We start from the raw sequence: 19777 nt of genomic DNA on the forward strand, positions 1-19777 counted from the left end.
TGACTATGGATTTCAATCACATTGCCCGCGAGTTGATTCCTCTGCTGGGCGGCAAAGACAATATCGCCAGCGCGGCCCACTGCGCAACGAGGCTGCGGTTGGTTCTGGTGGATGATGCGCTGGCAGACCAACAGGCGATTGGCAAAGTCGACGGCGTGAAAGGGTGTTTTCGCAACGCAGGGCAGATGCAAATCATCTTTGGCACCGGCGTAGTGAATAAAGTGTATGCGGCCTTTATTCAGGCCGCAGGCATTGCAGAGTCAAGCAAGTCCGAAGCCGCAGATCTTGCGGCGAAAAAGCTGAATCCGTTCCAGCGCATTGCCCGTCTGCTGTCGAACATCTTTGTGCCAATCATTCCTGCCATTGTGGCCTCAGGTTTGCTGATGGGGCTGCTCGGGATGGTGAAAACCTACGGCTGGGTCAGCCCGGATAATGCGCTCTATATCATGCTGGATATGTGCAGCTCGGCGGCGTTTATTATTCTGCCTATCCTGATTGGTTTCACCGCCGCCCGTGAGTTCGGCGGCAACCCCTACCTGGGCGCGACGCTGGGCGGAATTTTAACCCATCCGGCGTTAACCAACGCCTGGGGCGTGGCGGCCGGGTTCCACACCATGAACTTCTTTGGGCTGGAAGTGGCGATGATTGGCTACCAGGGTACGGTTTTCCCGGTGCTGCTGGCGGTGTGGTTTATGAGTCTGCTGGAGAAACAGCTGCGCCGGGTGATCCCGGATGCGCTGGATCTTATCCTGACGCCGTTCCTGACGGTCATCATTTCCGGCTTTATCGCGCTGCTGATTATCGGCCCGGCCGGGCGCGCGCTGGGGGACGGCATCTCATTCGTGCTCAGCACGCTTATTGCCCACGCGGGCTGGCTCGCCGGGCTGCTTTTTGGCGGGCTGTATTCCGTCATTGTGATCACGGGTATTCACCACAGCTTCCACGCTATTGAGGCCGGGCTGCTTGGCAATCCGGCCATCGGCGTTAATTTCCTGCTGCCTATCTGGGCAATGGCAAACGTCGCGCAGGGCGGAGCCTGCCTGGCGGTATGGTTTAAAACCCGGGATGCGAAAATCAAAGCAATTACGCTGCCTTCGGCGTTTTCTGCCATGCTGGGGATTACCGAAGCGGCGATTTTCGGGATCAACCTCAGGTTTGTTAAACCCTTTATTGCGGCGCTAGTGGGCGGCGCAGCGGGCGGGGCCTGGGTGGTTTCCGTGCATGTGTACATGACGGCAGTCGGCTTAACCGCGCTGCCGGGCATGGCTATTGTGCAGGCCAGTTCGCTGGTGAACTACATCATCGGGATGGTTATCGCTTTTGGCGTGGCGTTCATCCTCTCCCTGTTGCTGAAATACAAAGCGGAGTCTGAAGCATGACGCTTGCTTCCCGTTTACCGGCCATTTTGCAGGCCGTGATGACAGGCCAGCCCAAGGCCCTGCAGGATAAACACTATCCGCAGTGGCATCACGCCCCGGTGACCGGGTTGATGAACGATCCGAACGGATTTACCTGGTTTGCCGGGCGCTGGCACCTGTTTTATCAGTGGAACCCGCTGGCGGCGGACCATAAATACAAGTGCTGGGGCCACTGGAGTTCGGCTGATTTAGTGCAGTGGCGACACGAGCCGCTGGCGCTGATGCCGGATGAAGAATACGACCGCAGCGGCTGCTACTCCGGCAGCGCCGTTGACCTCGAAGGCAGGCTGGCGCTGTGCTACACCGGCAATGTTAAGTTTGATGACGGCAGCCGCACGGCCTGGCAATGCCTTGCGGTGGAAAACAGCGCCGGTGGCTTTGACAAAATGGGGCCAGTTCTACCGCTGCCTGCGGGCTACACCGGACATGTGCGGGACCCGAAGGTCTGGCAGCACGAGGGCGTCTGGTACATGGTGCTGGGCGCGCAGGATCTTCACAAGCGGGGCAAGGTATTGCTGTTTTCTTCGCCGAATATGCGCGACTGGGAAAACAGAGGCGAAATTGCCGGGAACGGCGTCCACGGGCTGGCTGACGCAGGCTATATGTGGGAATGCCCCGATCTTTTCCCTCTTGACGGTAAACATGTGCTGCTCTGCTGCCCGCAGGGGCTGGCTCGTCAAAATGAACGCTTTCTGAACGTTTACCCTGCGGCGTATCTGGTTGGCGACTTTGATTACGCCACGGCGACATTCAGCCACGGCGAGTTGAACGAACTGGATGCAGGCTTTGAATTCTATGCCCCGCAAACGGCACTGGCGCCGGACGGGCGGCGTTTGCTCGTCGGCTGGATGGGCGTGCCGGACGGCGAGGAGATGCTGCAGCCAACCCGTGAACAGGGCTGGATCCACCAGATGACCTGCCTGCGGGAGCTTACGCTTAACAACGGCAAGCTTTATCAAAACCCGATAGCGGAACTGGCTCTGCTGCGCGAAGAAGAACAGCGCTGGCAGGGGCCAGCCAGCCTGGCTCCGGCGCTGGATGCAACGCGCCTGGAACTCCAGATAGAGGCCACGGGTCGCTTCAGTCTCCGCTTTGGCGGCGGCCTGACGCTGGACGTTACCGGGCAGGGCATTACGCTTCAGCGTCCGAGCCTGGCGACGGGCGAGCCGCTTCACCGTTACTGGCATGGCGCGGTTGCCTCGCTGCAGATCCTCTGCGACAGCTCAAGCGTTGAGATCTTCATCAATCAGGGGGAAGGCGTGATGAGCAGCCGCTATTTCCCGCATCCTTCGGAGCGACTCTCTTTCAACGGTGAGTCGGCGGTCACGTTGCGCTACTGGCCGCTGCGTTCCTGCATGATACAATGAGGGTTTTCGACTCATTGCCACGGTTGCGCTGTGAAAAAAACCAAACGCGTCACGATTAAAGATATTGCCGAACTGGCGGGCGTCTCAAAGGCGACCGCCAGCCTGGTCCTGAATGGCCGGGGCAAAGAGCTGAGGGTAGCCCAGGCCACCCGCGAACGCATCATGACGATTGCGCAACAGCAGCACTACCAGCCGAGCATTCACGCTCGCTCGCTGCGGGATGACCGCAGCCATACCATTGGGCTTGTGGTCCCGGAAATCACCAACTACGGGTTCGCCGTTTTCTCCCACGAGCTGGAAATGCTCTGCCGTGAAGCGGGCGTTCAGCTACTTATCTCCTGCACTGACGAAAATCCGGGCCAGGAAAACATGGTGGTCAGCAACATGATTGCGCGCCAGGTTGACGGTCTGATTGTCGCCTCCAGCATGCTGACAGCGGTGGATTACCACAAACTGAGTGAGCAGCTGCCAGTGGTGCTGTTTGACCGGCACATGAACGACACCGCGCTGCCGCTGGTTGCCACCGACTCCGTGCAGCCTACCGCCGAGCTGATCGCCCCGATTGCCCGCCAGCATGCGGATGAATTCTACTTTTTAGGCGGCCAGCCGAGGCTTTCCCCCACGCGGGATCGGCTGGAAGGGTTTACCCAGGGCCTGGCTCAGGCGGGCGTCACGCTGCGCCCGGAGTGGATCATTCACGGCAACTATCATCCGAGCTCAGGCTATGAGTCCTTTGCTGCACTGTGCGCGCAGCTTGGACGTCCGCCCAAAGCGCTGTTTACCGCCGCCTGCGGCCTGCTTGAGGGCGTGCTGCGCTACATGAGCCAGCACAACCTGCTGGAGAGCGACATTCACCTGGCCAGCTTTGACGACCACTACCTCTATGACTCGCTGTCGGTGCGCATCGACACCATTCAGCAGGATAACCGCCAGCTGGCTTTTCATTGCTATGACCTGATCAGCAAACTGATTGACGGGCAGTCGCCCACGCCGATGCAGCGCTATCTTCCGGCCAAAATATTACGTCGGCATTCATAAAAAACAGCCTGCCACCATCGCTATAGGGAAATAACGTTATGCAAACTTTTTGCTACCCGGCCGGAACGCTTCTTGCTGAAGAGCAGGCTGAACACGCCTCACCGTTCAACGTGGTGATTGAAACTCCGCGTCTGATACTTTCGCCACCTTCGCCGGAAGATGCCCCGGCACTGCTCAGCATTTTTTCCGATCCACAGGTGATGAAATACTGGAACTCCGCGCCCTGGTGCTCCCTTGACGATGCTCTGCGTTTTATCGACCGCAGAACGGCAGAGATGCAGGACCGTTCTGCGCTGACGCTGTGCATTCGGGATAAACAGTCGGGCCAGCTGGCGGGAAAATGTATGCTTTTCAGCTTTGACTTTCATTCCCGCCGCGCCGAGATTGGGTTTGGTCTGGGGCGCGAGCACTGGGGGAAGGGACTGGTTAACGAAGCCGCCGAGGCGCTGATTAGCTATGCCTTTAAAGTGCTTAATCTGCGTCGCATCGAAGCTGAAATTGATCCTGGCAACCAGGCTTCTGCAGCCGCCCTGCAAAAGCTGGGCTTTGCTCAGGAAGGGCTGCTGCGGCAGCGCTGGGAAATCAACGGCGTGATTTCTGACTCAGCGCTTTTTGGACTGTTGGCCGCAGACAAAAAAGCCTGAGGCGTTTGGCTAGTTTCGGTCAGGGAAGCATAAACCAAAGCGGGTCACCCCGGCCTGGCTTTCTACCCAGCAGCGCCCCTGATGCAACTGCATGATGGAATGCACGATGGATAAGCCAAGTCCGCTGGAGTGCGCCGAGTCGTTGCGGGAAGGGTCAGCCCGGTAGAACCGGTCGAAAAGCCTTTCCTGGTGTGCCGGGGAAATGGTCTCCCCACGGTTCATCACCACGATGGACATACCTTCCGCTTCAGGCCTGGCAGCAATCTCAATCTCACTGCCGGGCTCGGCATAGCGCACCGCGTTAGACAGCAGGTTCGCCAGCGCCCGGCGCAGCAGAAGGGCATCCGCATTGACCGTGCCGCTGGCGTGGGTTTGAATCGTCACCTCACGCTCGGCGGCCAGATCCTCAAAATACTCACCGAGGCGGTGAATCTCTTCAACAATGTCGATATCACGCCGCTGGATCTCCTGGTCAGGCTGTTCCGCCTGGGCCAGAAACAGCATGTTGTCTATCATCCGCGACATACGCTGCAGCTCTTCAAAGTTCGAGCCCAACAGGCGCTGGTAATAGGCGTTGTCCCTCGCCGCGCCGAGGCCAACTTCTGTCTGGCCGAGCAGGGTGGTTATCGGCGTGCGCAGGTCATGGGCCATATCGGCACTGACCTGTTTTAACTGCTGGAACCCGCGTTCCAGCCGCTCGAGCATCGCGTTGATTTGGTCAATCAGCGCATCAAGCTCCATCGGCACATCCTGCTTATCCAGCCTCGACGAGAGCGTTTGGGTGCCAATAGTCGCCGTGCGATCGGCCAGACGACGCAAAGGCGAAATGCCACGGCGGGCAAAGATCACCGCCAGCACGACCGAGATGGCCGCCATCATCGAGGCAAAGAGAATAATCTTGTTGCGATACTCTTCGAGAATATGGGTTCTGTCGCTCAGCACCCGTGCCGACACAATCTCCAGCTGCGGTAAATTATTGGCCGAGGGGCTAATTGCCGCCATGTAAACCATCGGCGTGCCGTCCGCATTATTGGCGTGATGTACGGCCTCAAGCGTCAGCCGCTGATTGGCGGCAACCGGCGTCACGGTGGGAAGCGCGCGCTGCATGGGGTTAACTTCCAGCAATGTGGCACCGCCCACATAGCGGATCACCAGCAGAGATTCCGTATTGCCCAGCATATTGGCAAACAAATGGGGCTTTTCGCGGATCAACTGCCGCGCATCCAGATCCCGCAGCAGCGTACTGATCTGGTCCACGCGGGAAACCAGCGCCGCGTCATCACGGATAGAAAGCTGCTGGCGCAGGGCGTAATAGAGCGCGCTGCCCATGACGGTAAACGCCACAAAGGAAAAGGCGGCCAGCAACACGGCAAGGCGGAAGGTTAGCGAAGTACGCTTCATGACTCTGGCTCGCAGCGGTAGCCCACGCCATGCACGGTATGGATTAGCCGCACCGGGAAGGGGTCGTCCACTTTTTGCCGCAGCCTGCGCACCGCGACGTCCACCACGTTAGTGTCGCTGTCGAAATTCATGTCCCACACGCGGGAAGCCAGAAACGTTCGCGACAGAACTTGCCCCGGATGCTGGAGAAAGCACACCAGCAGCTTGAACTCTTTATTGGTCAGGGTGATGCGCTTGCCTTCGCGCTCGCAGCGAAATTTGGCGACATCCACCAGCAGATCGGCCATCGTCAGCACTTCTTCGGCTTCGGCCTGCGGCTGGCCGCGGCGTAAAATAATGCGGATCCTTGCCAACAGTTCGGCAAAGGAGAAAGGCTTGACGAGGTATTCATCGGCACCCAGACCAAGTCCGCGTAAACGGTCCTCCAGCGTGCCGCGTGCGCTCAGAAACAGCACCGGCGTCTGGCTGTGGGCGCGTAAACGCTCCATTACCGTCCAGCCGTTCATTTCCGGCAGCATGACGTCCAGCAGAATCAGGTCATAATTTTCTTCCCGGGCCAGATGCAGGCCGTCAATGCCGTTGGCCGCCCAGTCTGCGGTATAGCCCGCTTCGTTCAGTCCGCTCACCAGGTAGGCGGCGGTTTTCGCTTCGTCTTCAATAATGAGGATTTTCAAGCAGCGGGTCCCGTCAAAAAAAGAGAAAAGGGCGTGGAGACCGCCCCAGTCTCGTCATTATAAGAGGCGTGAACCTCAGTAGCCAGGCACGTGCGCCGCTTTCATGATCAGATTAGCCACCGCTTCAGGCTGGGAAATCAGCGAAACGTGGCTGGATTTTAGCTCGATGGTTTGGGCGTGCATCCGCTTCGCCATAAACCGCTCCAGATCCGGGTTGATCGTGCGATCTTCGGTCGATACCGCGTACCAGGTCGGCTTGTCATGCCAGGCGGCAACCGTGGTTTTCGCCATGGTGATGGCTTTGCCCATCGGCTGCTGCACCGCGTAATAGGCTTTGGCCTCGCTTTCCGGCAGGTCGCCGGCGAAATCGTGGATAAATGCCGACTCGCTCAGCGCGCCGTAGCCGTCGTCGTTCCATTTAAGGCCAGCGGAAGCCGGTGCCGCCGGGTATTTTTTGGTGAGCGCCGGGTAATCTTCACCCGCTTCCGGGGCGCGGGCGGCGATATACACCAGGCCTTTGACTTCTGGCTCATCACCCGCCTGGCTAATCACCATCCCGCCGTAGGAGTGTGCAACCAGAATCACCGGGCCGTTTTGCTGCGCCAGGGCGCGTTTTACTGCGGCAACATCGTTATCTAAAGAGGTCGTCGGGTTCTGTACCGCCGTGACGTGCAGACCTTTGGCCTGCAGCAGGGGAATAACTTTGCCCCAGCTCGATCCATCGGCAAACAGGCCGTGCACCAGCACGATATTTTTCACTTCCTGTGTAGCAGGTGCGGTGTCGGCATGGGCCGCCGTGGTACCAAGAGACGCCAGCACAAGGGTGGCGAGAGCAGAGAGATGGCGTAATTTCATGATCTATCCTCAGGATTCAACAAGGGGGTCAGGACCAATGTAGTTCCCGGGCGCCAACAAAGTGCTGACGTACAAATGACAAAAAAATGACAAACAGGGCGTTCTTGCGATACATGATGAACGGCTCTACACTGAAATTTTCAGCCTGAAGAGATTGTAAATGACTAATAATATTACGCCTTTTGCCTTTGTGCTGGCGGTAAACAACCTTGATGACATTGCAGGTTATTTCCGCGATACGTTAGGCTTTACCCTTGAATGGCCTGGCACGAACGGCTGGCAATTAGCGGTGCGAGGGACAGTGAAGGTGATGCTGGGCCATTGCCCGCAGGCGCTGGCCCCAGCTTCCCTTGGGGATCACAGTTATTTCGGCTATCTGCATGTTGATGACGTGGATGCACTCTACGCCGAGTTTACCCGGCGTGGTGCCATCATTTTACAACCACCGGCCAGCCGTCCACACGGGATGCGCGAATTTCTCGTCGCGACGCCAGAAGGACATAAAATCATGATTGGCCAGGTGTTGTAAAAAGGCCATCAGCCACCACGGGATTTGCTTTCACGGGTCACTATCACCGCCAGCAGACCGGCCAGCGCAAAAGCGGCGGCCACGTAGGGAATAGGGCGCGGTCCGGTCAGGTTTATCAGCACACCGCCGACCAGTGAGCCGAAGCCAATTGCCGCGTTAAACACCGACACGTTGACCGAAGTTGCCGCATCCGCGCCGCCCTCCATGCGAGACGCTTCCCTGAACACCAGGGTTTGCAGCAGCACCGGCAGCGCGCCGTAGGCCGCCCCCCATAGCGCGATGGCCGCAAAGATCGATGCGTGGCTTACGGCGGCTACGTTCAGACAGGCAAGGCTTGCGGCAAACAATGCGGCCACAATCCCCAGACTTGTGCGCGGAGCGCGAGCGGCAAAAGGTCCCACGGCAAAATTAGTCACCACGCCCGCGGCACCATACGCCAGCAGCAACATGCTAATTTGCCCGCTGCTTTGGCCGGCAACTTGTTCGAGAAAAGGCGTGATATAGGTGTAAGCCAGGAAATTACCGGAGACGACCAGCGCGGTGATGCCAAAAATGGCCAGCAATGCGCCGTTTTTAAACACGGCTGAAATCGCTCCGCGCTTAGCGGACCGGGCGATCCTCACCGCCGGAACGGACCAGACAATGAGCGTGAAAACGGCCAGGCAAAGGAGGCAAAGCGCGGCAAAAACCGCCCGCCAGCCGTAAAAGTCTCCCAGCATGGTGCCCGCAGGTACGCCGAGTACCGTGGCCAGAGAAACGCCGCCAAACACGATGGACGTCGCCCGCACGGCGTTACGTGCTGCCACCAGATGCACGGCGGTCACCACCGCCGTGGACCAAAATACGCCGATAGCCGCGGCCACCAGAATACGGCCCACAAAGACAACAAAATAGTCCGACGCCAGCCAGGTAATCAGGTTGCCCGCAAAGCAGGCGGCCAGCAGGCCAGACATTAGCGCTTTGCGGTTGATGTGCCCCAGCAGTCCGGTTAGCGGCGCGGCGGTGAGCGCCACCATAAAAGCAAAAATAGTGACCAGGTAACCGGCCACGCCGAGAGAAACGTTTAGCCCGGCAGCCATGCCCGGCAGCACCCCCACCGGCATCAGTTCGGTACTGACAAAAGTGAAACAACCCAGGCTAAGCGCCAGCACCGCCGCGATGCTGCGGGCCCGTGAAACGTGTGCGCCCTGCGGCGCAGCGATATGTGTACTGCTTGAATGCATAAAACCATCCTGAAAATGTGAACAGGTCGAGATGACGAACAAATTGTGGCGTCGCGCCGGGCAGAATGCGATAGCATGAAAGGCATATCACTTATGACTGAGAGTCAATAATGAGAGCCTTAAGTTCGCAACTGCTGGAAGGCGTGGACGTGATGGCGGCGGTAGTGGATACGCTAAGCTTTGGCGCTGCCGCCGAAATGCTCGATATGTCGCAGTCGGGCGTCAGCCGGGCGATTGCACGCCTGGAAAAGCGGCTCGGTATTCGCGTGTTTGACCGCACCACGCGTTCAGTGCGGCTGACCGATGAGGGGCGGGCGTTCTACGAGCAGGTTATGCCGCTGATTGGCGCCCTGGCCGAAGTCACCGGCGGCGCGGCAGGGGACGGGCAGAGCATTCGCGGCAGACTGAGGGTGAATGTTGATCCGCTGTTTGCCAGCCAGGTTTTAGGGCCACGCCTCGGCACTTTAATGGATAAACACCCTGAGCTTGAAATCGAGCTGCGCAGCCGGGACGAACTGGGGGACCTTATTTCTGATGGCTTCGATCTGGCGCTGCGCTTTGGTCACCCTCAGTCCTCATCGCTGATAGCCAGAAAGCTGTTCGACACGCGAGTATTTGCCATGGCCTCGCCTGAATACGTGCAGCGTTTTGGGCGGCCTGAAACACCGCAGGAACTGGAGCAGGAGCCGCACCGCTGCGTATTGTTCCGCGAGCCGCTGACGGGGAAGCCCTTCAGCTGGGAATTTCATCAGGGGAAAAAGAAACTGATGATCCAGCCGCGCGGCCTGTTAACGGTGAATGATGCGGAAACCGCATTCAGTACCTGTCTTGCGGGGCTGGGCGTTGTGCAAATATTCGAGCTGGGCAGCGAGGAATACATCGCTTCTGGGAGGCTGGTGCCGCTGTTTCCCGAATGGTCAGATCATCGATTCCCGCTCTATGCGTATTACCCCTCCCGGCATCATGTGCCGGCGAAAACCCGGGCATTTCTGGACTTTGTGAGTGGGCTGGTGGGTTGACGTTCTCAGGCAAATTCGTTGACGATAAATGCGATGAGGGCCTGGACTACAAATGCTTCAGGTAAAACGGAAATAGATATTTACTCGGGAAGGAGAAGTACATATGCAAATACCAGAACTCCATACAGAACGCTTGCTGTTAAAGCCATTAGCCGCCGAAGATGCCTCACAGATTCAGGTGCTTTATCCACGATGGGAGATCGTTCGCTATATGGTCTCCTCAGTACCCTGGCCCTATCCGGATAACGGGGCTGAAAATTACGTCAATAACGTTGCCCTGCCTGATATGGAAAAAGGGATTGCCTGGATCTGGACTATCAGACACCGTCAGACCCCTGACGAACTTATGGGTTTAATCTGCCTTTACGACGTTGAGGATAATAACCGTGGATTTTGGCTAGCGCAGGAATATCAGGGGCAGGGTTTTATGCGTGAGGCCAGTAATGCCGCGACTGATTACTGGTTTAATACATTAAATAAGACAGTATTGCGTGCGCCGAAAGCGGCTCTCAATAGCCGTTCCAGACGTATTTCAGACAGTAGCGGCATGCGGCTTATCAGGACTGAAAAGAAAGAGTATGTCAGCGGCCTGCAGGATTCCGAACTCTGGGAAATCACGCGCGACGAATGGAACGCTCGTCAGGTTGACTAATGCAAGTTATGAAATGTCTGCTCTTCGCTCATTTCGGTTTTATCCCAGCAAGTTTGTCCGCTCCGTGCCAAATGCGGACGTCAGGAGTATTATTGATGTCCTCATTCCTGCAGCAGTAGACCCGGTAATGAGGACTCCTGAACGTTATCGAAGACTCATTGGGAACAGCCGCTATGAAACAATTGGCCTTTTTACTGCTCATTATTACTGGTTCAGCTTCTGCAGCCCCTTCAATAGAGGTGGGATTTTCTCCGGAAGGTAGTGCACAACAGCTTGTACTAAATACCATCAATTCAGCGCACTCCTCTATCGAGATGGTTGCATATGCATTTCAGGCCCACGATATTGCTGCTGCACTGGATGCAGCCCAACAGCGAGGCGTTAGAGTACAAGTCGTTATCGATAAACGTCGAAATAAAGGCAGTACATCACTGGCGGCAATGCGCGACATTACTCGCCATGGAGTGGAGCTGCGCATTGATGGGCATTACCATATTCAGCACGATAAGATGATGATTGTTGATGGTTCAACAGTAGAAACAGGTTCATTTAATTATGCAAAATCAGCAGAGTACGATAACAGCGAGAATGTCATCGTTATGAAAAACATGCCTCACATCGTGTCTCAGTATCAGGCACATTTTGCTTCCCGGTGGGCAATATCTGAACCCTTCGAACTTAAAACACAGGGTTAGTCACTCTTCACTTTAGCGGCCTTTAACGTCAGCATCTCGCTCAAAGCAGCCGGGCAATTTTTGCTTAAACAATAGGCTTAACGAGCGATGGGCCGCCCCCTATTAGTGCTCAACAATCCACAAAAGCGGCACCACCGGCAGGGCGAAAATAACGACAAAAATGGTCAGTTCTTCGCCCCAGCCGTAGCCTACTTTAATGACGCCGATCAGCATATTTAGCGCCGCAATCAGGCACCACAGTACCGCAAAGCCTCGGGCGATAATTGCCTGAGCTGGCGAGTAGTCCGGGCTAAACAGGCGGATAAGCAGGTAACAGCCGCTGGCGAGCAAAAATCCGCTCAGCAGAAATAACGACGTTCGCATAAAACACTCCAGGAAATGGCCTGCGGCTTAACTTTGCGAGATAAGCCGCAGGCTGGGGATTACTGCCGGGGAGTCAGCAGGTCGCCTAAACCAATACGCTGCAAAAACTCCTTGCGGATACGGTCGGCCACGGCGTTGACCACTTCGGCCCCGTCATCAGAGGGATCAACGTGCACGCGGAACGGGCGTTTGCCATACGGCGCATTCACAATATCCACCATCGCCGCCGCCACGTCGGCAACGTCGGCATCCTCTGGCTCACAGGCCGCCAGGCCTTTCAGCGCTTCATCTTCCAGTCCAGCGGTTGGGCCAGTTTGGGTCCAGGCCAGCTCACGCTCTCTGTCCGCAGGCTTGCCGGAATGCAGGAAGTGATTGGTGCCTTTGGTAAAAGCCCCCGGCACCAGAATCGAGCTTTCAATGCCCCAGCGGCTAAGCTCGGCGGCATAGCTGACGGCCACGGCGTCCATCGCAGCTTTGGCGGCAAAATAGGGTGCCAGATAAGGCGGAGTGCCGCCCCGAGTGCTGCTGCTGCCGACCCACAGCAACAAACCTTTTCTTTGCTGACGCAGATAAGGCAGCGCCGCCCGATTAACCCGCTGGGTGCCCAGCACGTTAACGTCGAATAGCTGGCTGAACTGCTCCGGCAGAAATGCCTCGGCAGGGCCGAAGGACATATGCCCGGCATTGTGCACCACGACGTCCAGCCGGCCTTGCTCCGCGATGATATGCGCGACTGCCGCCTCCGCAGAAGCCTCGGACTGCACGTCCAGCTCAATGGCGCGAAGATCCACGCCGTGTTGCCGCGAATACTCTTGCAGGCTTTCAACCTGGGGAGCATTGCGACCTGAAATATCGCGCATACTGGCGTAAACGGTGTGCCCGGCATGGGCGAGGGCGCGCGCGGATAAGGCACCAAAGCCGCTGGATGCGCCGGTTATCAGTATAATTTGCTGCATGTTTGTCTCCTGTTGGTCGCCAGTCTTATGCAAAGCCGCCGTTAACGCGGATCACCTGAGAGTTCACCCAGCTGCCGTCCGGGCCAGCCAATGTCGCCACAATACTGGCGATTTCCTCTGGCGTGCCGATGCGCCCCAGCGGGGCGAGGCTGGCGATGGCCTGAATTTGCTCTTCGGTTTTACCGTTCAGGAACAGGTCGGTGCCGGTTGGCCCCGGTGCAACGGCGTTGACGGTGATATTACGGCCACGCAGTTCGTTGGCGAGGACGTGCACCAGGCCTTCAACTCCGGCTTTGGAGGCGATATAGGGGCCATAGGCCGGGAATGATTTGGCAATAACGCTGGTTGAAAGGGCGATAATGCGGCCGCCATCCTGCAGAGACTCTGCGGCGTTGGCCAGCACCATAAACGCGCCCCGCAGATTTGTATTGATGATTTTGTCGAACTCGGCCAGGCCTGCTGGAGTAATTTTCACCATCGGCATAATGCCCGCGCTGTGCACCACCACATCCAGCTGGTTGTGGAGAGCTTTCGCTTCGGCAAACAGACGGGTGACATCGCTTTCAGAAGAGACATCGGCCTGAATCGCCACGGCGTTCCCGCCGTTGTTTTTAATCGCCTGGACCGTTTCATCGGCGCTGGCTTTATTTCCGGCGTAGTTCACGACGACGGTGAAGCCGTCGCGGGCCAGTCTTTCGGCAATTGCCCGGCCAATTCCACGGGAAGCGCCGGTCACCAGGGCAGTTTTCTTTGCAGTCGTCATGTTGTTCTCCAGATGCGGTGAGTGAATCGCCCCGAGTGGGCGTGGGTGCATTGTTAATGTTTTTGATTTCGGGATAAATGGTGCTAATTTGATTAAATAATTCCGTTTTGGTTAATAATAGCAGATGGATAAATTTGACACTTTGCAGCTGTTCACCCGCATTGTTGAGCTGGGCAGTTTCAGCCAGGCCGCCGATCAGCTTGGTATCCCGAGGGCCACGGCAAGCAATGCCATTAAAGAGCTGGAGAGCCAACTGGGCTGCCGCTTGCTGGAGCGCACCACCCGGCATGTGCGAGCCTCTCAGGATGGGAAAACGTACTACCAGCGCTGTGTGTACATTCTTGCTGAGCTGAATGATGCCGAAGCCGCACTGCGCCCGGTTGTGGCCCGGCCTCGCGGTATCCTGCGTATTGACCTGCAGGGAACGCATGCCTCGCACATCGTGCTGCCGCGCCTGGACGAGTTTCATCGCCGTTATCCGGATATCGAACTGATTATAAGCAGCGGCGACAGGCTGGTGGATTTAGTCCGCGAGGGGATAGATTGCGTGGTGCGCGCCGGTAAATTACAGGACTCTTCGCTGGTCGCCCGTCACCTGGCAGATCTGCCGCAAATTGTATGTGCCAGCCCGGATTATCTGGCGGCGTTTGGCGTGCCTGCGCATCCGGACGATCTTGACCAGCACCAGTGCGTGAACTTTTTCTCGACGACCGGCGGCCTGAATTACCCCTTTGAATTCATTATCGATAACGAGCGACGGGCTTATTCGCCGAAAGGCTGGGTGACGGTCAACGAAGCTGAGAATTACGTGATCTGTGCGCTACGCGGCTGCGGCCTGGTTCAGCTCCCGCGCTACCACGTTGAACAGGCACTGAGCGAAGGTCGGCTGGTAGAAGTGATGCCTGACTGGCAAAGCCCGGCCATCGCGGTATCCGCGGTGTACACGCAAAACCGGCAGCTTTCACCGCGGGTGAGGGTGTTTATCGACTGGCTGAAGGAGATTTACAGCTCGCGTTTCCCGCCGGAGAACAGAGCGTGACATTTTCTGCACAAACATTGAATTTTGCCGCACATCGTCCCCGCGCTGCCGGGGCTATGCTTCGTCTCCTCAACACATCAGGAGACCGGTTATGTTCAAATGTCTTAGCACTTCACTTATCGTTAGCACGCTCTTATTTACCGCCCAGTCACAGGCCAGCGACTTTCGTCTGCTGAGCCATACCATTGCTGACGGCGAGATGCTGAAACCGGCGCAGGTTTTTAACGCATTTGGCTGCCACGGGAACAACGTTTCCCCCGATCTTTCCTGGCAAGGCGCACCTAAAGGTACCCGCAGTTTCGCCATTACGGTTTACGATCCCTCTGCGCCGTCAGTCAGCGGCTGGTGGCACTGGACGCTGGTCAACATTCCAGCCGACGTTCACGAGCTGAAAACGGATGCCGGGAATGTGTCGGGCCAGAATCTGCCTGCCGGGGCCGTGCAGGGGCGTAACGACTACGGTTCCGCCAGTTTCGGCGGGGCTTGCCCACCGCCAGGCTTTAAGTCACACCCGTATTTGTTTACTATCTGGGCTCTGGATACCCCGACGTTACCCGTGACTGCCGAAAGCAGTGGGGCTCTGGTCGGCTATCAGCTTAATGCCCATGTATTAGCCAAAGCGGAGCTACGTCCGGTGTATGGTACTCCCGGTAAAAAATAAGCCACAAGACAAGGGCATAGAGCTGACTCGCTACCATGCCCATCAACGTCACGCGCTGCGAAATATGACTTTCTTGCGCCCCGGTTTTTGCCTGGTGCTCCGGGGCACAAAGATCATGGATCTGCCCGGCGGGAAATGCAGTGCGGGCAGCAACAGCCTGATCTTTTATGCCCCGCATGAGCATATCCCCATGCAGCACATTCCGGATGATTCAGGTTACGAGGCGCTTGTTGTCTCGTTTTCCGCTCCGGCGCTGGCTGAGTTTAACGCCCGCTACAGGGATGTTACTGCAGCCTGTAGACTAATAACCACCACGGCTCCAGTGCCGCTTAGCCCAGACATCCACGAAGCATGGCAGCGCCTGATCCGCTCCACGTCCACCGGAGAGCCGGCCCCGCTGTTGAATTATCATTTAGAAGGGGTACTGCTGCGCCTGGCGCTAGCCGGCTATAGCGTTGCAGCCAAAGCGCCGTTATCCACACTCAGCCAGCAGATAACGGCCCACATCGCCGAAGATCCCGCCGTGCCCCATACTCTGGAACAGTTTGCCCAGCGGCTTGGCCTGAGCCTTTCAACGCTGAACCGGCGAATCAAAGCGGAGGGGCAGAGCTTTCGTCAGATCCAGGAGGACGTCCGGCTTTCCCTTGCTATGGAATATGTGCAAACCACCGATACGCCCCTGGGAAGAATAGCGGAACAGGTCGGCTACGCCTCTCTGTCCCGTTTTATCAGTCGGTTTCGCCTTCGCTATAGCTTAACGCCCGGCGCGCTAAGGAAAGCGATTCACGGCCCTAAATAGAGACAGGCTGGAACGGCAGTCCCAGAGACTCGACAAATGCTTTAACCTGCGGATACCACAGCTTCACGCCCGCTTTGCTGTCGGCAAAGTCATGGGAGTTTTTGCCGAAGGTGCCGATATCGATCATTCGGGCATGCCCGGCGTCGCCCTCCGCGTTGCCGGTGTAGGCATTAAACATTTGCTCCGGCATCGGCTGCGGCCAGAGCTGGTCGTTATCGCCATAGAACCAAACCGACGGGTAGCGAGCCTGTTTGCCTATCGCGCCATAGGCGCGTACCAGATTTTGTTGCCAGCCTTCACATTTTGGCTGGCGCAGACCGCCCGAGAAATTAATCACGCCCAGCACGCCGGGAAGTGGATGCGTACTCAGCGCCATAGTCACCAGCCCGCCGTCAGACTGGCCGGCAATCACAATGCGTGAGCGGTCAACGTAGGGCAGTTTGACCAGTTCCTTGAGGGCGGCAGCCACGCCATCTGCTTCATCAAACGCGTGACGACGCACATCGCATCCGTCTTTCGGGTAGTCGCCGCCGGAGGCCGCAAAACCTTCCCGCATCGGAATCGCGACCGCAAATCCCCGATGAACAAATACAGAGGCAATTTGAAGATGACGGGAACGCGGCTGCGTGCGGGCATTGCCCGGATTTTTACCGTGGTTCATCAACAGCAGGGGAAAAGGCCCGTTGCCCGGAGGCTTATACAGCGTGGTTTCCAGCTCAACGGTTTTACCCTCTATTTGCACGGGCAACATCACAATCTGCTCATTGAGCTGGCGATCCAGCTTCAGGGAAGATGAAGCGTTATTACTGGCGGAACTGCAGCCGCTGACGCTGAGAAGAAGTGCCGCAACCGGCAGCCCGGTGAAGAGATGAAACAAAGAACCGGAGCGCTGTGGCTCCTGAAATAGAGGTGCTATCAGCCACTTCAAAGAACCCATTTGTTTACCCTGACAAAAAATACTGCGGTTAAATTATGCCGTGTCGTCAACGGACGGCTGTTGTTTTGCATACAAATAAACCGATGCCCGGGAAACGCCCAGATGCTGCGCCACGGTCTCCATCGACTTACGGATATCCAGTAATCCTTCTTTTTTCAGCGTCTGCAACAGCTCAATTCTTTCTGAAGTTTTCAGCGCGCGCGGCGTGGTGGCTATGCCAGCCGCATAACGATCGATTCTCAGCCGGATGGCTTCAGAACCTGCGGGTTCAATATGTTCTTCCACCGGGCCAGGGCTGGTGTCGGTGAAGCGGGCGAGTGCGCTTTGCATCCCTCTGAACAAGGTCATATCCAGGTTGAGGCAAAGGGCGGCGACATAGTTCCCGGCGTCATCTTTCAGCCCAATCGAGGTGCTTTTGACCGGGCGTCCGTCGGCAAACTGGTTGGCATAATTGGCGATCACCGCCGGAAAATCAGGGGAGGCGATGCGCGCCAGCCCCATTTCCGTGGCGCCCTGGCCAACCTCGCGGCCAGACAGGTTGTTGTGGATGGAGAGAATAGAGTGCTCGGGCTGCGTCAGGTCGTGCACCACCACCTCGCAAAAAGGCGCGAAGGTTTCACTCAACCCCTGGGCGATGTTTTCTAGCTGGTCGAGCAGGGCACTGTTTTCTGATTTTGACACTCTATTTCTCCTGTTAATTAACGCGGGCCGGCGAGGTACTCAGCGTAGCGGCTGATATCGACGTTGCCGCCGCTGATGATAATCCCGATTCGCTTCCCGCGCAGGCTCTCTTTCATTCCGCGCGCGGCGGCAAAGCCAAGGCAGCCCGTCGGCTCGACCACCATTTTCATCCGCTCGGCGAAAAACTTCATCGAATCGATCAGCTCTTCATCAGTGGCGGTGAAAATGTCGTCCACGTTCTGGCAAATCATCTGGAAGGTGTAGTCCCCGAGGAAGGTGGTTTGTGCGCCGTCGGCGATAGTTTTGGGCGTATCAATCCTCACAATTTGTCGATGCCGGAGTGACTGCTGGGCATCGTTCCCGGCCTCCGGCTCCACGCCGTAGACTTTGCAGTTGGGGGAAAGGTGGCGCGCCGCCAGCGAACAGCCGGAAATCAACCCGCCGCCGCCCAGGCAGACAAACAGCGCGTCCAGCTCGCCAACTTCGTCGAACAGCTCTTTCGCCGCGGTGCCCTGGCCGGCAATGACGTGCGGGTGATCGTAAGGCGGGATCAGCGTCAGGCCATATTTGTCAGCCAGATCTTTGCCGATTTGCTGGCGGTCTTCGGTGTAGCGGTTATAGAGAATAACTTTGCCGCCGTATTCGCGCGTGGCGGCAATTTTAGCCGCCGGGGCATCTTCCGGCATCACGATGGTGGCCGGGATCCCCAGCAGCCTTGCGGAGAGCGCAATCGCCTGAGCGTGGTTCCCGGAGGAGAAGGCCACCACGCCAGCTTTTTTTTGCTCCGGCGTAAACTGAGCGAGAGCGTTCATGGCCCCACGGAACTTAAACGCCCCCATTCGCTGGTAGTTTTCGCACTTGAAAAAGACTTCGGCACCAAACTCTTCATTCACGGTGCGGGACGTCATGACCGGGGTGCGGTTGGCATGGCCTGCAATGCGCTGAGCCGCCGCGACCACATCTTCATAAACGGGGAGAACTAATTCACTCATTTTGCCACCTTTAAACGGTTGTCTTATTCAGAGAGCGCCACGGCTTCAATTTCAAGCGCCGCGCCGTAATGGAGTTGTGCCACGCCGGCCACCGCGCGGGAAGGGCGATGCTGACCGATCCACGCGGCATAAATGCTGTTAAACAGCGGCCAGAGATTGATATCAGTGATGTACACCCGCACTGAGACAAGATGTTGTTTTGTTACGCCCGCGCAGGCCAGGCAAGATTCAATATTCTGCAGCACCAGTTGAGCCTGTTCTTCGAAGGGCGCTTCGCAGCGAGGCGTGCCGTCCGCCGCCACGGGAAGCTGACCGGAAATAAACACCAAACCGCCTGCGGTAGCGGTATGGGAATAGTGCCCCACGGGGGCAGGAACCTGTTCAATATTGCGCAGCGTAATGTTCGGGGCCATGTGTCCTCTCAAGCGCGGCCAGATTTAGACAAATAATCTATATCTGGACTAAATGTTGATCAAGAGGTTTTCAACATGGAAAGCAGGGAGGGGGGATAGGGGTGAACTGGCAGGGAGGAGAAAGCCCGGATCGCGGCCGTTAGGGCGGGAAATGCCAATGTGTTACTATAATAAAAAATGGGGTCTTAAGGGGTTAGGGATTATAACTATATGAGATTTTATGGCATTGAGTATCTACAAACGCAGTCTAATATTAATGATTATTTAAAATACATCATTATATTTAGTACTTTATTTATCCTGATCGTTTTTTTTAGCCTGTACATGCGTCATCGCTTACAAACTAAATATCGAGACCTAACAATTATAGTGTTTTTATTTTTACTCTTCATTTCTGGTGTTCAGTATGCAGATTATACTGACAGTCAAAATATACACTCTCAATCATCACAAATGGTGAGTTTTGTTAAATTGCTATCAAAAGAAAAAGAAGTGGGTATAGATTCTATATTTTCAAATTCAGTACAACTCTCGGATGGCATCATCATTAAAATTAATGATCTTTACTATCGCGTCAATTTAAGCCCGGATCAAAAAACATATAGTTTAGTTGAGGTGTCGTTAGTAAACCCAGGCATAGAAATCATAAAAAACTGAG

Annotated in this window: 23 protein-coding genes; 12 read left to right on the forward strand and 11 right to left on the reverse strand. The window is 56.5% G+C overall.

Annotated elements, in window-relative coordinates; all coding sequences use genetic code 11:
• Positions 1–5: 5 nt before the first annotated feature.
• The 4 genes from F3J28_RS06120 to F3J28_RS06135 are packed head-to-tail and all read left to right on the forward strand — an operon-like array spanning position 6 to position 4467.
• On the forward strand, positions 6–1379 hold the full coding sequence (locus F3J28_RS06120) for a sucrose-specific PTS transporter subunit IIBC (protein ID WP_166873787.1): 1374 nt from the start codon (positions 6–8) through the stop codon (positions 1377–1379).
• Positions 1376–2785 carry a sucrose-6-phosphate hydrolase gene (locus F3J28_RS06125; protein ID WP_166873790.1) on the forward strand — a complete coding sequence of 470 codons (1410 nt, stop codon included), beginning with the start codon at positions 1376–1378 and terminating at the stop codon, positions 2783–2785. The genes F3J28_RS06120 and F3J28_RS06125 overlap by 4 nt, the downstream gene beginning before the upstream one ends.
• A gap of 30 nt (positions 2786–2815) precedes the next feature.
• Entirely contained in the window at positions 2816–3823 is a 1008-nt protein-coding gene (locus F3J28_RS06130) for a LacI family DNA-binding transcriptional regulator (RefSeq protein WP_166873793.1), read from the forward strand.
• A gap of 38 nt (positions 3824–3861) precedes the next feature.
• On the forward strand, positions 3862–4467 hold the full coding sequence (locus F3J28_RS06135) for a GNAT family N-acetyltransferase (RefSeq protein WP_205247080.1): 606 nt from the start codon (positions 3862–3864) through the stop codon (positions 4465–4467).
• Positions 4468–4476: 9 nt separating this feature from the next.
• Here F3J28_RS06135 and F3J28_RS06140 read toward each other — a convergent pair whose 3' ends face one another.
• The 3 genes from F3J28_RS06140 to F3J28_RS06150 form a co-directional block, all read right to left on the reverse strand.
• A complete protein-coding gene (locus F3J28_RS06140) occupies positions 4477–5868 on the reverse strand; it encodes a heavy metal sensor histidine kinase (RefSeq protein WP_166873796.1) in 1392 nt (463 codons plus the stop codon).
• A complete protein-coding gene (locus F3J28_RS06145; protein WP_008458900.1) occupies positions 5865–6542 on the reverse strand; it encodes a heavy metal response regulator transcription factor in 678 nt (225 codons plus the stop codon). The genes F3J28_RS06140 and F3J28_RS06145 overlap by 4 nt, the downstream gene beginning before the upstream one ends.
• A 75-nt stretch (positions 6543–6617) precedes the next feature.
• The gene (locus F3J28_RS06150) at positions 6618–7397 is read right to left on the reverse strand and encodes an alpha/beta fold hydrolase (protein ID WP_166873799.1); all 780 of its coding nucleotides are present in this window, start codon (positions 7395–7397) and stop codon (positions 6618–6620) included.
• Between the two features lie 160 nt (positions 7398–7557).
• On the opposite strand from F3J28_RS06150, the gene F3J28_RS06155 reads away from it, so the two are divergent.
• A complete protein-coding gene (locus tag F3J28_RS06155; RefSeq protein WP_166873802.1) occupies positions 7558–7926 on the forward strand; it encodes a VOC family protein in 369 nt (122 codons plus the stop codon).
• Between the two features lie 8 nt (positions 7927–7934).
• On the opposite strand, the gene F3J28_RS06160 is transcribed toward F3J28_RS06155, so the two are convergent.
• Complete coding sequence (locus tag F3J28_RS06160) at positions 7935–9149, reverse strand: MFS transporter (protein WP_166873805.1); 1215 nt, start codon at positions 9147–9149, stop codon at positions 7935–7937.
• A gap of 110 nt (positions 9150–9259) precedes the next feature.
• Between F3J28_RS06160 and F3J28_RS06165 the strand changes: the two genes are divergently transcribed.
• The 3 genes from F3J28_RS06165 (at position 9260) to F3J28_RS06175 (ending at position 11515) form a co-directional block, all read left to right on the forward strand.
• Positions 9260–10168 carry a LysR family transcriptional regulator gene (locus F3J28_RS06165; RefSeq protein WP_166873807.1) on the forward strand — a complete coding sequence of 303 codons (909 nt, stop codon included), beginning with the start codon at positions 9260–9262 and terminating at the stop codon, positions 10166–10168.
• 103 nt (positions 10169–10271) lie between these two features.
• Positions 10272–10820: a GNAT family N-acetyltransferase gene (locus F3J28_RS06170; protein ID WP_166873809.1), complete on the forward strand. Its 549-nt coding sequence runs from the start codon at positions 10272–10274 to the stop codon at positions 10818–10820.
• Positions 10821–10993: 173 nt separating this feature from the next.
• Entirely contained in the window at positions 10994–11515 is a 522-nt protein-coding gene (locus F3J28_RS06175) for a phospholipase D family nuclease (protein WP_166873812.1), read from the forward strand.
• Positions 11516–11617: 102 nt separating this feature from the next.
• Here the strand turns inward: F3J28_RS06175 and F3J28_RS06180 are convergent, their stop codons facing one another.
• Genes F3J28_RS06180 through F3J28_RS06190 form a run of 3 tightly spaced genes read right to left on the reverse strand, consistent with a single transcriptional unit; the run spans position 11618 to position 13597 of the window.
• Positions 11618–11878 carry a hypothetical protein gene (locus tag F3J28_RS06180; protein ID WP_166873815.1) on the reverse strand — a complete coding sequence of 87 codons (261 nt, stop codon included), beginning with the start codon at positions 11876–11878 and terminating at the stop codon, positions 11618–11620.
• 59 nt (positions 11879–11937) lie between these two features.
• A complete protein-coding gene (locus F3J28_RS06185; RefSeq protein ID WP_166873818.1) occupies positions 11938–12834 on the reverse strand; it encodes an SDR family NAD(P)-dependent oxidoreductase in 897 nt (298 codons plus the stop codon).
• Positions 12835–12859: 25 nt separating this feature from the next.
• A complete protein-coding gene (locus F3J28_RS06190; protein ID WP_008458914.1) occupies positions 12860–13597 on the reverse strand; it encodes an SDR family oxidoreductase in 738 nt (245 codons plus the stop codon).
• A 124-nt stretch (positions 13598–13721) separates the two neighbouring features.
• Here F3J28_RS06190 and F3J28_RS06195 point away from each other — a divergent pair, with 124 nt between their 5' ends.
• The 3 genes from F3J28_RS06195 to F3J28_RS06205 all read left to right on the forward strand — a co-directional run bounded on the left by F3J28_RS06195 (position 13722) and on the right by F3J28_RS06205 (position 16096).
• Positions 13722–14636, forward strand: coding sequence for a LysR family transcriptional regulator (locus tag F3J28_RS06195; RefSeq protein WP_166873821.1), 915 nt, complete (start codon positions 13722–13724; stop codon positions 14634–14636).
• A 91-nt stretch (positions 14637–14727) separates the two neighbouring features.
• Positions 14728–15297 carry a YbhB/YbcL family Raf kinase inhibitor-like protein gene (locus tag F3J28_RS06200; RefSeq protein WP_166873824.1) on the forward strand — a complete coding sequence of 190 codons (570 nt, stop codon included), beginning with the start codon at positions 14728–14730 and terminating at the stop codon, positions 15295–15297.
• Positions 15275–16096 (forward strand): helix-turn-helix transcriptional regulator, encoded by an 822-nt coding sequence (locus F3J28_RS06205; protein ID WP_166873827.1) that lies wholly within the window; start codon positions 15275–15277, stop codon positions 16094–16096. The genes F3J28_RS06200 and F3J28_RS06205 overlap by 23 nt, the downstream gene beginning before the upstream one ends.
• Here F3J28_RS06205 and F3J28_RS06210 read toward each other — a convergent pair.
• From F3J28_RS06210 to F3J28_RS06225, 4 genes are read right to left on the reverse strand one after another with little or no spacing between them, the layout of a single operon-like run.
• The gene (locus F3J28_RS06210) at positions 16089–17033 is read right to left on the reverse strand and encodes a dienelactone hydrolase family protein (RefSeq protein ID WP_166873830.1); all 945 of its coding nucleotides are present in this window, start codon (positions 17031–17033) and stop codon (positions 16089–16091) included. The two genes, F3J28_RS06205 and F3J28_RS06210, sit on opposite strands and share 8 nt — an antisense overlap.
• A 33-nt stretch (positions 17034–17066) precedes the next feature.
• Positions 17067–17714, reverse strand: coding sequence for a helix-turn-helix transcriptional regulator (locus F3J28_RS06215; protein WP_008458926.1), 648 nt, complete (start codon positions 17712–17714; stop codon positions 17067–17069).
• Positions 17715–17731: 17 nt separating this feature from the next.
• Positions 17732–18706 carry a threo-3-hydroxy-L-aspartate ammonia-lyase gene (locus F3J28_RS06220; RefSeq protein WP_166873833.1) on the reverse strand — a complete coding sequence of 325 codons (975 nt, stop codon included), beginning with the start codon at positions 18704–18706 and terminating at the stop codon, positions 17732–17734.
• A 23-nt stretch (positions 18707–18729) separates the two neighbouring features.
• Entirely contained in the window at positions 18730–19119 is a 390-nt protein-coding gene (locus F3J28_RS06225; protein ID WP_008458929.1) for a RidA family protein, read from the reverse strand.
• Positions 19120–19329: 210 nt separating this feature from the next.
• Here F3J28_RS06225 and F3J28_RS06230 point away from each other — a divergent pair, with 210 nt between their 5' ends.
• The gene (locus tag F3J28_RS06230; RefSeq protein WP_166873836.1) at positions 19330–19776 is read left to right on the forward strand and encodes a DUF3290 domain-containing protein; all 447 of its coding nucleotides are present in this window, start codon (positions 19330–19332) and stop codon (positions 19774–19776) included.
• Position 19777: the final 1 nt, after the last annotated feature.

Source organism: Enterobacter sp. Ap-1006, assembly GCF_011752835.1.
Lineage (GTDB): Bacteria > Pseudomonadota > Gammaproteobacteria > Enterobacterales > Enterobacteriaceae > Cedecea.

What these genes read in the sequence shown, in the direction of transcription:
- F3J28_RS06225 (WP_008458929.1), bottom strand. Translation starts at nt 19,119, where the DNA reads ATGGCCCCGAACATTACGCTGCGCAATATTGAACAGGTTCCTGCCCCC.
- F3J28_RS06155 (WP_166873802.1), top strand. Translation starts at nt 7,558, where the DNA reads ATGACTAATAATATTACGCCTTTTGCCTTTGTGCTGGCGGTAAACAAC.
- F3J28_RS06175 (WP_166873812.1), top strand. Translation starts at nt 10,994, where the DNA reads ATGAAACAATTGGCCTTTTTACTGCTCATTATTACTGGTTCAGCTTCT.
- F3J28_RS06170 (WP_166873809.1), top strand. Translation starts at nt 10,272, where the DNA reads ATGCAAATACCAGAACTCCATACAGAACGCTTGCTGTTAAAGCCATTA.
- F3J28_RS06125 (WP_166873790.1), top strand. Translation starts at nt 1,376, where the DNA reads ATGACGCTTGCTTCCCGTTTACCGGCCATTTTGCAGGCCGTGATGACA.
- F3J28_RS06200 (WP_166873824.1), top strand. Translation starts at nt 14,728, where the DNA reads ATGTTCAAATGTCTTAGCACTTCACTTATCGTTAGCACGCTCTTATTT.
- F3J28_RS06185 (WP_166873818.1), bottom strand. Translation starts at nt 12,834, where the DNA reads ATGCAGCAAATTATACTGATAACCGGCGCATCCAGCGGCTTTGGTGCC.
- F3J28_RS06180 (WP_166873815.1), bottom strand. Translation starts at nt 11,878, where the DNA reads ATGCGAACGTCGTTATTTCTGCTGAGCGGATTTTTGCTCGCCAGCGGC.
- F3J28_RS06135 (WP_205247080.1), top strand. Translation starts at nt 3,862, where the DNA reads ATGCAAACTTTTTGCTACCCGGCCGGAACGCTTCTTGCTGAAGAGCAG.
- F3J28_RS06205 (WP_166873827.1), top strand. Translation starts at nt 15,275, where the DNA reads ATGGTACTCCCGGTAAAAAATAAGCCACAAGACAAGGGCATAGAGCTG.
- F3J28_RS06210 (WP_166873830.1), bottom strand. Translation starts at nt 17,033, where the DNA reads ATGGGTTCTTTGAAGTGGCTGATAGCACCTCTATTTCAGGAGCCACAG.
- F3J28_RS06120 (WP_166873787.1), top strand. Translation starts at nt 6, where the DNA reads ATGGATTTCAATCACATTGCCCGCGAGTTGATTCCTCTGCTGGGCGGC.
- F3J28_RS06150 (WP_166873799.1), bottom strand. Translation starts at nt 7,397, where the DNA reads ATGAAATTACGCCATCTCTCTGCTCTCGCCACCCTTGTGCTGGCGTCT.
- F3J28_RS06140 (WP_166873796.1), bottom strand. Translation starts at nt 5,868, where the DNA reads ATGAAGCGTACTTCGCTAACCTTCCGCCTTGCCGTGTTGCTGGCCGCC.
- F3J28_RS06190 (WP_008458914.1), bottom strand. Translation starts at nt 13,597, where the DNA reads ATGACGACTGCAAAGAAAACTGCCCTGGTGACCGGCGCTTCCCGTGGA.
- F3J28_RS06230 (WP_166873836.1), top strand. Translation starts at nt 19,330, where the DNA reads ATGAGATTTTATGGCATTGAGTATCTACAAACGCAGTCTAATATTAAT.
- F3J28_RS06220 (WP_166873833.1), bottom strand. Translation starts at nt 18,706, where the DNA reads ATGAGTGAATTAGTTCTCCCCGTTTATGAAGATGTGGTCGCGGCGGCT.
- F3J28_RS06160 (WP_166873805.1), bottom strand. Translation starts at nt 9,149, where the DNA reads ATGCATTCAAGCAGTACACATATCGCTGCGCCGCAGGGCGCACACGTT.
- F3J28_RS06195 (WP_166873821.1), top strand. Translation starts at nt 13,722, where the DNA reads ATGGATAAATTTGACACTTTGCAGCTGTTCACCCGCATTGTTGAGCTG.
- F3J28_RS06165 (WP_166873807.1), top strand. Translation starts at nt 9,260, where the DNA reads ATGAGAGCCTTAAGTTCGCAACTGCTGGAAGGCGTGGACGTGATGGCG.